Here is a 12,652-nt window from a genome sequence, read left to right on the forward strand (position 1 = left end):
TCCTTCTAGACAGAACTATTCTTGAATGCACTCCTAACTTGGTTTATAAATTTATTCTTTAGAGTTCCCACTGATACAACATCTCCGTTAATCTCTCCACCATTTATCATAATCCCGTGATTAATAATTGACTCTTTACGCTGGTTAAATTCAGAGATATCAATTCCTGTACTCTTAAGATATTGAACAATACTATCAGTAAAACAACGTTCTATTTGTAATTTATACATATTCAAATCATTTTTTTGAAAGAAATATTGCAAATTTTTGCTCGCTGCCATTTCCCTAATACTTTGGTAAGCTCCATAATCAAATTTCTGATTTATATCTACTTGTTTTATATTTTTTCTGTTATCTTTTCGTCCCGCTAAAAATGTCATCCCATATTTAACCGCACGAAATGGTGAAAGTGGTAACTGTAAAATAGCCGGAATTATCGAAGTAGCACCCATTTTCATAACTCGCCCTAATGAAATTGATGAACTTAGCTGATCTATCTCATAATATTGAGATTCAAGTGGCGGTAACGCATAATAATTTGCTTCAACTAATAAATGTTTCTCATTCTTAGTGACCCTAAAAAATGAAGAAAATACAATATTCCCTTGCCAACCCACTACTTTTACAGTCTGATAATAGCGAATATTTTCTTCATTCCTTTCTTTATATTCATCTACTAAAGAATCTGCAACAATTGAAATAGGGGATTGATAGGGATCCTGAAGGAAACGAGTATCCTCTCGTATCTCTCTTCCATTTACAAAGAGCTTATCCTCAACAGAGAGATTGGGTATTTTCAAAGAGTTCATATTTCGCTCAATAAGATCATACAGTACGTATATAGAAAAATTTTGGGGTTCAGATTCTAACTCCTCTTGTTTTTCTATACTGCATACAAAAGACCATCCATCCAATCGAAATCCAGAACCAACGAATGGGTTGTAGCCACTATAGTATACGACATTACCATCTTGGAGTTTTTCCAATTCGTTCATACGGTCTTCGTATTGAGCTTCAATAATAGAGCTTTTATAATCTTTTTTGTCGAATGTCTTCAAGTCACGCGCAACGATTTTATAACCAAAATATAAATTAGACCATCTTAAGATGATTGCAAATAACCATGGATATGTAAATAAAGTGAGTACAAAGTAAAAAACTCCACTTACAATTCCATAGGACTTTAACGATGAAAAAAACGCATAAATTAACACAATAGATAACAAGGATTCAACAACAAAGTCTCTGATTTGACCTCTGATACAGTGTCGGGCAACAAGTGGAACATCAACCCCATATGATGGTGCAACGTATCGGATAGTATTATCGATAATTTGTTCAAAGACCTTAGTTCTAAACCTTGGTCCGATTTCTGCCGCCGCACACAAATACCTAGTAATATCATACTTCGGTTTGTTCATTATCATCTTCCATTCATCAAATTATTTAAAGGCATCAAATTATTGATATACTGTAGTTCCATAGTTTCTTACTTTTATCATAAGCATTTTCGATATATTTAGTTGGATTTATTAGAAACTCCTTTTCGCTTATTAACAAACCTATGAGGGTGTCTGTAGTTACCTAATTAAAGCGATAATATTAATTATCCCATAGAAAAAATCATTACTCGTTAGTGTCGAACTATTACCATCGTTATTAGTATGTACTGGTTTGTGCCAAGTATAATTTCCGCAATACTTCATACTACTCCAAAACACATTGGTTCCGGATGCTCTGTCACCTCGTTTGATTTGCTTAAGTGAATATTTGAATTCCCAGTCATCCGGTTACTATATTTCATATTAGGAGATATTATTACAATGTAACGGATGTCGAATAAATCATATCCTTTAATTTTTGTCTAAAGAAAATAAAGTATTAGGCTTAGGTTTCTAAAGCTACATCAGTTAAATTTCTGTATTTAACAATAGTATCTCTTATCTTACTTATACAAGTATCCATATTCTCATACAAATCAATAATGTGTTTTTCATCAAATCCATTTGGTGTTATTTTCCTATCAAATTCATCTATCGCAATAGGGATGCAAAATAAAGGACTTTGACACCTTGAAATCATTAGCTCTCTTATTAGCTGTAATTCTTCTTGAAAATAACCAGTAGTATTCTTCATGGACTGTTTAGAGAAACATACAATAACAAATTCTGACTCTTCAAGTTTCTGCCGAATTTTTATTTTCCATTCTTCTCCAGGAAGTATATCCTCTGTATCCATCCATACTTCTACCCCATATTCATCAAGCTTTCCATACAATTGGAAAACAATATCTTTATCAATTCTTGAATAAGAGATAAAAACTTTTGTAGAATTTACTATATGTCTAAGTTCTTTCCGAAGTAATTTGGATTCTTCTAACAACTTACTCACCTTAGTATCTCCCCAGATAAAATTATCCAGTGTAAACAGGAGCACTCTCGTAGCATATTCATTAATATTCCATAATTCATTAAGAATTCTACAAGCACGATCGACATCAAATAGTTCAAGATCTTTTCCTGTCCTTAAATAGTAAATGAACCACCCAGCATGAATATTTGTTCTCCATGGTTTAATTAAAATAATCGCTAAAATTTCGGATAATAGTTCAATATCCTCATCTAAATTAGCATTCTCAACTAATTTTGTAAAATGAGTTCTTCTTCGTTCTGGTGGTGAAATCAGGGGATTTTGGCCATATCGCAACAACTCATCAAAATCAGCCGCTATAATGCCAGTTCCTGCATGTGTATTCTTTATTTTCTCTTTGAGTTCATTCCACCCTTGAATGATAAAATTATCATTTTCATCCCAAACTAAGCCCTTTTCATACTCAAAAATTTTAATGTCAATCACTCCGAACCCATTGAACGCTTTCATGTTCAGCATTATAGTCGAGCTCTTTAAATCGCACTTCTTCTTCATCCGTAAGATTGATACACAATATGTTTTTTCCTAAATCCCTTGAATAATCCAATTCAAAGTTAACCCAATCAGATTCGAGCGAATTTTGTGTTTTAACAAAAACCACATTATTGGATTGCGCTATACGTTTTTTCAACACAACTTTCGTATAGTCACTTACTAGCTCTCTCTTAAGAAAGTCATTATCGCTTGTCCAGTCACAATAAATGTTGAGAGAATGTTTGTTAAGTGCTTTAATTATTTTCTTGATAATATCTGTGTCTTTATAGCTATGAGAAATAAATACATCATATACCTTTTTATTTTGAATATTATTACTCTCAATTCTTTTTAATAAATCAATAGGGGTCATGAAGAACTGAGTTTTCTCCGTCATGAAGTACTTCTTACCTTTAAAGTTTTTTCTTAGTTTCACGTAGTTTCCTGTCACCTGCAGATGTTTAAAAGCCATATTTCTTATCTGATTATTTCGTTCACTATCATTTAGTTTATAAAAGAGTTCTAGAACTTTTCTTGATTTATATTTTTGAAGTTCTTTAAATATTTCCATCTTGCCATCAATACTTATGCCTCGTTTATGATATGCAGCAATAAATGCATCAATATATAGTGGTTCAACCTTTTGAATAAGTTCATTTGCTTTAGCAATCTTGTCACTTCTACTCTTAATAGTGTTTTGCCTCTTAGCCTTAAAACTATCGAACTTTTCTTGATAACCCAGCTTATCAAAGTTGGCTTTGTGCTTAGCAATCATACCTTTAGATAGCATGTGTTTGACTTTAGGCAGATTAAGAAAATGCACTCTCGGTGAATCTGGCGTGTACCTAATTTTCTTTCCGTTCTTTGACAAAAATTCGTCTTTCTTTTTATATTGTTGATAACGTTGATTCAATTTTTCCCACTCATGTGGGTACAATTCTTGAAACAGCGCTAACAGTGTATCCTCATTGTAGTTATAAGGCAAAACATCAGATATACGCCTCAATATTTGAGTTGTTTTTTTATTAATACGCATTGTTTCTCCAACATATTTTCTTTGGGCTACACCAGGCATGCTTTATCCCCTAAACTAACGTTTATAAAAATTATCATAGACTTAAACACTTTTTCGAATGTTATATGAATCAATATTTTCGTTAATGTCATATGCTATTTGCAGATAACGATTGATATCATCAATAAAATCAATCCATTTAACAGATCTTATGTAAGATGATTCTCCAGTATATACCTTGTTAGGTTCGCTATGGTTACTACAATCGTTAAAAGTTGGCGATTTGATGTTGAACATATTTTCCTTTAAGATTGTAAACAAGGTATGTGTCTTCAGTGTCGTACACTCACAATAAGGGCATGAGTTATTCTGAATGAAGTATTCATAGCTATTAGTTTGGTCTGGTAATACAACTGCTAGCAATGCATTAGAGCCACTTTTTCTACCATTTCTCGTAAGTTCCCGCAATGAGTAGGATATCTCCCAAGGAATCCATTGATCTGAATCACTAGTAAAAACAGACTTCATATTTTTTGAAATAAACACAATGGTAATACTACTATCAAAAATTTTATCCTTTAGCTTTGTCCAGATGCTATCATCTTTAAAATCACTTAGGTCCTCACCGTCAGCCTCCCCTTTATTAATGTGATCTTCTTCTTTGAGTTTACTTTGAAACTCGTCTACGTAATGTCTTACAGTAGTGAAATAATTGTTATTAAGCGGATAAACACTGCTATCAGAATATTTATAGGAAATGAAAATCTTTTTTCCCACTTTAAATCACTCCTTATTATAAATAAACTCTTCATCTGCTATTTCGCAAAGCACTGATAATTTTAATTATTATTTTTATTATTTCCTGATGATCATTCTTTGCATCTCCAATGAATTCAAAATCAGGTTTAAGCTCCGGGAAATCACTATAATATGTATCAAAGTTTGCAATTACCTCACCCCAAAGAATCTTGCTCATATAACCAGTGGCGCCAACTGGAATGACCTTAATCCCCTGAGCAACAGCAATATTAAACTCTTTTCTAACACCATCTGCATCTACTAATTGTCCCTTTACATCTTTATTTCCGAATATGAACACCGCGCAACCAACTTCTGATAAAAAATCATGTCTGTACTTATCCCACAAATCTTGTAAATCTTCACCATTAGTTGCGTATTGCGGAAAAGGCCTAAGTATTAAGTAATCGTTGATATTTCTTTTATTTGTAGAATATACGTAATCCAACGCCCCGTTAATAACAGCACTCCCTACACCCAAACCAAATCCAGAAGCGATTTTAAAACTGTTCTTTACTATTTCTCGACTTAGAGTATGAATGAACATTTGTGCATCTTTCTCATTGCTAACAAACTCACTATAACCAGCAGCACTTCCCGATATGAGAATTTTGGACCGACAAAAACGTTGTAAAATAGTTCTTAAGATTTCAGTAATCTCTTCATACTTTTCAACTAAAACTGGTTTAATGTGATACCTTTCTAAATCTACGCATTTTAGTTCCTGCTTAATTGAATCATATCTAAACTTCTCATCACCTTCTTCTTGGGGAAGATAGTTGTAATCATTTCGATTAACCTTCTTGAAAAAACAATAGTGGTTCCTTCCGTCCTGTCCCATCAATACTCGTATTCGACTTAAAATATATTCTAAATCTGGATCTTCAAAGCTATAGCCTATAAATAAAAAGGTCTTTGAGATCAAATCGCCCTTAAGACCAATTGAAAACAGCTGATTTTTTTCATGATACATTTCGTATTCATCCTTTATCAAGACTGTTTCATCGGCTCTTTCTATATCTCCATGCATCTTGTAAACGATCGCATCTCTTTTTGGCCTTAGAAGAGCAAAATCATTAGGTTTTATTTTAATGTCTGGATTCTTGCCTGCCTCAGTTAATGACCTCTCAATTAGTCGATCGTAATTTGTTGTCCAATAAGTATCAATAGGTAGCTGCGCTAAAATTCTGTGATTATCGTTTATCTGCGCCTGCGCTGAAAAATTATCAAGAACTAATTGTGAAAGTCTTTGCCTGCCGTTTTTATTAAAGAAGTACTGTGCCAATGAAATCAGGTCGGTTTCTTTATTAATATCAAGTTGAAGTTCTTCTGCTGCCTCTTTTAAGAGACCTTTCCAATTAACAAACCCCGATGCAGCAGACAAGCCGGCTCCTGCAAAAATAGCTGTATTTTCTTCATGAAGAGCTTTAACATATTCTCGTATCAGGACTTCTTTATCAGTCGCCATTTATTTTTGCCTCCAAATTAATAGACATAGCTAAACAAGAAGTCTCTGTTAGCTATGCCTAGGTGGTAGTATTAGAAATCCCCTCTTCTACATTGTAGATTAATCCTGTCGTTTGATAGGTTTATTACCTTCAAGCCATGAAGGAAAGTTAATGTATACATCGTGAGAATCTTGTATCCATAGTTGTAGTTTCCCTCCCTTAGTGTAGTCTTTAGTTACATAGCTATATAAACCAAGATACTCTTGTCCTGAGTAGCTATTCCCATTATGACTTTGATCAGTTATTGGGAGAATTGCAACCTTCCCCTTAATGCCGTCAAAATAGCCTAATTCCCAGGGCATCCAAATGGAATCTGAAGAGTTGTCTGAAGTTGCAAAAAATAAAGATTTGCAATTCAACATTCGATTACGAAGTACTTCTGCTGTTTTCTTTGAAACATTTGAACGATTTAGCTGCTTATCTTCAATCCAATCAACATATATAGAAAAGCCCATGTCCTCGATTTCTTTTTTCAAGCCCAATACTATCTTAGCATCTGAAAAACTATGTGAAAGAAAAATGTCATAGTACTTTTCAAATTGTAGTGCTGCGCTTTCTAGTATTGTTGAAGCACTTTTTGTTGAATAACTCTTTAATAATTCTGAATCTGCTCTGGCTATAAGATCCCTCTTGTTAAATAAAGCCACCAATTTCACCTGCTTGAACATTTAATTAATGTTACTGAAAACACAACCAAATTTAATCCTTTAAAAATCATTTTCCATTAAACCATTTTACATATATTGTATTCTTTAATATTATCTTTAATGTTTATTGATATTTGAATATGCTTTTCAATGTTTTGAATGAAATCAATCCATTTAACCGAACGAATATATGAAAACTCTCCAGTATATATTGGATTACCAACACTATAATTACGGCATCCGTTAAAGGTCGGTGACTTTATATTGAACATATTTTCTCTAAGAATTTTAAATAACGTGTTTGTTTTGTATATCCTACAAGGACATGCATTATCTTCGAGAAAATAACTGTAGCTATTTTGCTTATCCGGAAGAACTATGGCCAAGACAGCATTTGATGAACTCATTCTGCCATTCCTTATTTGTTCTTTGAGTTGAATAAGAAATCTCCCAGGGAATCCACTGGTCTTCTTCTCTCATAAAAATCTCTTTCATGTTTGGTGAAATTAAACCAATAATGATACTACTATCGTATATTTTCTCCTTCAGTTTTGACCAGATAGTTTCATCTTTAAAGTGGCTTAAATTCTCACCATCAGCTTTATCTTTATAGATATTGTCTTCCTCCAATTTAATTTGCAGTTCATCTACATAACTCCTTGCTGTTGTCTTATAGTATCCACTTAGTGGATACACATTATCATCTGAATATTTATATGATACAAATATTTTTCTTCCCATTGCTGCCACTCCAAAGATATAGTTAGATTCCTAACGTATCTAGTATTTTATTGGCTAATGAAGCATAGTCCGGGCTAATCATGAGTTCCTGGTTAAACTCTATGGACAAATGATTGAGTTTACCTTGCCATGCAGTGTTCTCATACTCTGCTGCAATTTCAGCAGATCTTCCTCCGACAGAACCTATAAGAAATACTGGAAGACCAGCAGTTTTAGCCAACTCAATTTCTTCATCAATACCTGGTGATAAGCCAGGCCTTAGGGTTTTTCCACCTAATACTATCATACATGCTGCTTTTTCATGATTAATCATTGCTTTTCTCATTGCTGTTAAACTCTTTCCACGATCATTCTCTACATTATCAGTGCCTATAACAAATGCATGAGAGGACGCTTCATCAATAGTTGCCTCAGTAACAAAGTATCTTGAGATAAACATATGAACTGCTTGTACAAAGTCATTAGGACGTCGCAGCTTAGCAATATCAAATATAACTTGTTGGAATGTTGGATGAGCTCCAAAAATTACGTTCCCATTCCTATCTAGTATAGCTTGGATAAAAGCATAAAGCGCATTCCATAACGCTTGCTGGTATTCAGGTTCGCAGTCTGGAAATGCCCCTGATATAATCACACCCTTTCTCTGATTTGATGATAATAATTTCCCCCTAGAGTAAACCTCTAAACTCGATATGTATTCATCACAAGAATCAATAAAATGAGGATCTTCTATTAAATCCTGATTATTCTGTGGAGCCATTGGGGCAAGCAATATAGCAGCATCATAGACGTGTCCTAATCTTGGATGTTTTGAATATCCTTGTTCAATAATCGAATGGTTAAAGGTAGCTCTATCATCATCTCTTGGTATTCTTCCGTAGAAGCTAATGAGATGTGTCATTGGGCGTTGAATATAACGAAATCCATTTCTAGGTATCTTTACCTCATACATATAAGATTGCTCGTTTATTAATTCCAGTGATATTTTACCATCCCTGTCTAATTCTCTCATTCTTTGCAAATGACCAAAAACACTCATTGAACACTCCCGCGAAATTTCAAACGCCTTATGTATTACAGAATCAACCAAATTTTGATCCACTTCCCTCAAGCTCAAATCTACAGATTTGATCCAAAAATGAGGGGATTCTGCAGGCTTTATTCTAAGTTTTACACGTCCAGTCTCTTCTCCTAGTTTTACCCATACTATAGGCAAATTCATTGATAATGCCATTTTTATTTCCGTTTCAATCCAAGAAGATTCACCACTTTGGGGGGTATCTAAAAAAATCACAGCATCACTCTTACGAAGATTGTTTTCAATCACATCTTGTGCTTTCTCTCCAACATGAATATCACTTAAATCGCGAAACCGATTTTGGGCTCTTAAACATAAAGCATCATAAAATCCACCTGCAACTGCCTCGCCATCGGATCTACGATGACTTAGAAACAAAGACATGTTCCTTCTTGTTAATGTGGGCTGTAAAATAGAAACAGCATCTCTAGCTACAGCTATAGCAATTGTCTCTAACTGTGAATTAGTTAGATTCCTTCTTTCAATAGCATCCTTAACATCATAACTTTGCGGATCGGGTATACATCTCGGAGGAACTCGATGTGCAGGTGATATCGAAATGGGATAGAATTCTACTCCTGAATGCACTCCTTCGCTGAGAAATTTATCAAATAATTCAGAGTAGTTATTATCAGCTCGATTAAAAAAAATGACGACATCTCTTTCTGTAGGCTGACCCATAGATTGATGTAAATTCATCTCGTTTTGAATTATTCTAGTCTCAGCATGCCTGTTTAATTCATGCAAACAGAATTCATAGAATCTATGAGCTTGATCATCTTTTCCTATTGTAACTCCTGGATCTGCAATATAAACTCGCATAAAAACACCTCTAGTTTGGAATAGTATCAATATCAGAGCTGTAGCAGACACAAAAAACCTAATCTAAAGAACTAAAACACTAGGTATATTATACCATAAATGTGAAATGCATAAATAGATCTTATTAACTATTAAGGTTTTACGACAACTTTTATGTACCCAATCTCTAATTGTATCGTTTTGATAGCTTTACCTTTCAACAATTAATCTGCTACAGTTCTCAAAAACAAAACTATCCCAATGACCACTCTTCTGAACCAGTCCATCCAAGAGTTGCTTTATTTCTTTTCGATTTCATTGAGATTTACCCTTGTAAAGGTTAAAGCATTAATGTCAATATCGACCAATCATCCGGCTGCGCGACCTCTACAATGATATTTATTAAAAACAGCTGTAGATACCTGAACAATAGCACAAATGTCCTATATGAACCGTTCGGACAAATCGAAAGCCGCTTGCCAGGTGGAATACCACTAGAGGCATTCGAATGGAATACGAAGTCATCTCCTTCAGCAAACTTTTCATCTTCAAAAAGTCTACTAGACCAATAGCTTCAGATATTGGAACCATCTTTAGGCTTTGAAAATCACCTGTCCATTTATTTATTACTCATAGAAAATCAGAGCGCTTCAAACCCAAACAAATGACAGGGGAGAGCCCTATTTACATGCTTTATCATCTAACCCTGAATTATTTAATAAACCCTATGGGACTTCCCACAACATCCCTTTCTCAAGTCCCACCTCCATCTCCCTCCCCCCATAAAACACCCGCACACTCTTATCCTCATTCCCCTTCACCCTCGCCTCAACCAACTTCCCATCTGCCCAGCTCATATCCACCTCAATATTCCCTTTTGCCTTCAGCCCTGTCACGCTGCCCGTCGGCCACATCGTCGGCAGTGCAGGCAGAAGATGAATCTCGCCCTCGTGGCTCTGCAGCAGCATTTCCGCAATGGCGGCGGTGCCGCCGAAGTTGCCGTCGATGACAAAGATGTTGGCCTCGGCTCCGGCTACGCCGGGTTTGGAGTAGGTGAGCATATTGTCGAAACACAGCTCCCCGATCAGGTGAGCAATATGCTGGACGGCTTGGTCTCCGTCATGCAATCGGGCATAAAAGAGTCCGAACAGCGCTGCGGTAAATTCAATGTCTTCCAGGTCGGCTCGGCTGTTCCGATTCTCCAATGTCACTCGGGCTGCCGCAGCGAGTTCCGGCGTATGATGCGGGGTGATTTGGCTGCCGGGATACAGGGCAAACAGATGAGACAAATGGCGATGCTCCGGCTGCGCCTCCTCATAGTCCTCCAGCCATTCCTGCAGTTGCCCCTTCTTGCCGATCATCAGCGGAGGCAATTGGTCCAGCGCCGTCTGCCATTTCTGCTGAAGCTCCTCATCCACGCCCAAGGTCTGTGCTGCGTTCACGCAGAACGTCAGCAGATCCCGAACCAGGACCTGATCCATGGTCGGGCCCATGGACAGCTGCTGATGCCCATCCTCCGGTTTGCTTGTATAAAAGCTGTTTTCCGGCGAATTCGACGGACCTGTCACCAGCCAGCCATACTTCGGATGTACCGTCATGTAATCCATGAAAAAGGCTGCGGCCTCCTTCAGGATAGGATATGCCAGTTCCTCCAGAAAAGCCCGATCGCGGTTGTACGCGTAGTGCTCCATCATATGCGTCGCGATCCACAGTCCGCCCGTCACATTCAGCCCCCAGGAGGTTCCCCACCCCGGTGACGCAAATCCCCAGGCATTGGAGAATACATGGGCCACCCAGCCGTCGGCATCGTAGTAATGGCGTGCCGCCGAGCGACCGGCCACCGATAGCTGCTGGATATACCGCATGAGCGGCTCATGGCTCTCGCTCAGGTTCGCGGCCTCCGTCGGAAAATAGTTCATCTGGGTGTTCACATCCAGGTGATAATCGCAGCTCCAGGCCATCTTGTTGGCTTCGCCGTCATTCCATATGCCTTGCAAATGCATGGGCAGGATGGAGTCTTGTCGTGACCCGCTAATCGTCAAGTACCGGCCGTATTGATAAAACAACGCAAACAACGCCGGATCATCCCGCTTGCCCAACTTAAACCTGCCGATCCGCTCGTCCGTAGGCAGACTGGCATGCTCGGAGCTTCCCAGATCTAATCGTACGCGGGCATACAGCAGGTGATAATCCGCCAGATGCTTGGCTTTCAGCTCGTCATACCCTAGCAGCAGAGCCTGTTCTAGCTGCAACGCGCTTTTCTCCCGCCAGCTCTCACCTTCTTCACGATAATCCGTATTCACCGCAAAATAAATCGCCGCTTCATCCGCCCCGGATACGCTTATGGTGTCATCCGTGAAACTCACCTGCCCGCCTTCCGTTACGACGCGCAGCTGGCCTTGGCAGGACGTCCCGCACTCCCCATTGCTATGTATGCCTTCCAACGCCTGTCCCTGGAATTCGATCGTGTTCTTTTCGGTTACGACAGCATGAAAAGGACCGTTCTCGCCTCGAATCGAAATGCGGAATGACACGCCTAACGAGCCAATGCTGCGGCGGATCCGCGAAACGATGACCTGATCGGGGTGGGAAGCAAATACCTCTCGCGTCATCTCCGCTTCATCGATCTCGCAAAAAGAACGCGCCATTGCCTCCTGTAGATCCAGTTCCCGATGGAACAACAGTTCAGCTGCTGCATTTTGTCTCCCGCCCTCGGATGGCTTCACGTTATGGTCAAACTCCAGAAAGACTTGGCATAGTCCCAGATTGGTGCCAAAATTCAATTTTTCCGGCTCCAAGTGCTTCTTGGCCAGCCGATCGCCTTCGCGATAATCGCCCTGGAAGAAATGCTGCCGCATCCGCTCCAAATCCGCTTTGCTGTTGCATCGCCCTTGAGCTGGCTCCGGCTGGCCGGACCAATAGGTGGTTTCGGTGATATGCCATATCTCTCTGTCAGGGGTGGATACCACCACATTCCCCATTCGGCCATTGCCGATCGGCAGCCCTTGCGACCAGCCCTGGGCCGGGTTCGTATACCAAAGCTTCATATCTGTCATGTTGTTTTCTCCTCTTCAATTGATTTTCCAGTATGGATACAAGCGCTATCCCTTTCAGCAAAAAGCAAGAAATCGCGATTCCCGGATAGAGCCGAGAACCGCGA

The 12,652-nt window shown here is 38.2% G+C and carries 9 protein-coding genes; all 9 read right to left on the minus strand.

Annotation, left to right across the window (positions count from 1 at the left end; translation table 11 throughout):
• Positions 1–5: 5 nt before the first annotated feature.
• The 9 genes from NYE54_RS23200 to NYE54_RS23240 all read right to left on the minus strand — a co-directional run bounded on the left by NYE54_RS23200 (position 6) and on the right by NYE54_RS23240 (position 12,548).
• Positions 6–1,421, minus strand: coding sequence for a hypothetical protein (locus tag NYE54_RS23200; protein ID WP_339266483.1), 1,416 nt, complete (start codon positions 1,419–1,421; stop codon positions 6–8).
• Between the two features lie 466 nt (positions 1,422–1,887).
• A complete protein-coding gene (locus tag NYE54_RS23205; protein WP_339266485.1) occupies positions 1,888–2,889 on the minus strand; it encodes a toll/interleukin-1 receptor domain-containing protein in 1,002 nt (333 codons plus the stop codon).
• Entirely contained in the window at positions 2,849–3,979 is a 1,131-nt protein-coding gene (locus tag NYE54_RS23210; RefSeq protein WP_339266487.1) for a toll/interleukin-1 receptor domain-containing protein, read from the minus strand. The genes NYE54_RS23205 and NYE54_RS23210 overlap by 41 nt, the downstream gene beginning before the upstream one ends.
• A 42-nt stretch (positions 3,980–4,021) precedes the next feature.
• Positions 4,022–4,696 (minus strand): TIR domain-containing protein, encoded by a 675-nt coding sequence (locus tag NYE54_RS23215; protein ID WP_339266489.1) that lies wholly within the window; start codon positions 4,694–4,696, stop codon positions 4,022–4,024.
• A 31-nt stretch (positions 4,697–4,727) separates the two neighbouring features.
• Positions 4,728–6,185 carry an SIR2 family protein gene (locus tag NYE54_RS23220; protein WP_339266491.1) on the minus strand — a complete coding sequence of 486 codons (1,458 nt, stop codon included), beginning with the start codon at positions 6,183–6,185 and terminating at the stop codon, positions 4,728–4,730.
• Between the two features lie 99 nt (positions 6,186–6,284).
• A complete protein-coding gene (locus NYE54_RS23225; protein ID WP_339266493.1) occupies positions 6,285–6,872 on the minus strand; it encodes a hypothetical protein in 588 nt (195 codons plus the stop codon).
• 363 nt (positions 6,873–7,235) lie between these two features.
• Positions 7,236–7,613 carry a TIR domain-containing protein gene (locus NYE54_RS23230; RefSeq protein ID WP_339266495.1) on the minus strand — a complete coding sequence of 126 codons (378 nt, stop codon included), beginning with the start codon at positions 7,611–7,613 and terminating at the stop codon, positions 7,236–7,238.
• A 22-nt stretch (positions 7,614–7,635) separates the two neighbouring features.
• Positions 7,636–9,513, minus strand: a complete 1,878-nt coding sequence (locus NYE54_RS23235) for a TIR domain-containing protein (protein ID WP_339266497.1) — start codon at positions 9,511–9,513, stop codon at positions 7,636–7,638.
• A gap of 704 nt (positions 9,514–10,217) precedes the next feature.
• Positions 10,218–12,548, minus strand: a complete 2,331-nt coding sequence (locus NYE54_RS23240) for a glycoside hydrolase family 95 protein (protein WP_339266499.1) — start codon at positions 12,546–12,548, stop codon at positions 10,218–10,220.
• Positions 12,549–12,652 lie beyond the last annotated feature (104 nt).

Origin of the sequence: Paenibacillus sp. FSL K6-1330 (assembly GCF_037976825.1) — a bacterium.
Lineage (GTDB): Bacteria > Bacillota > Bacilli > Paenibacillales > Paenibacillaceae > Paenibacillus_AQ.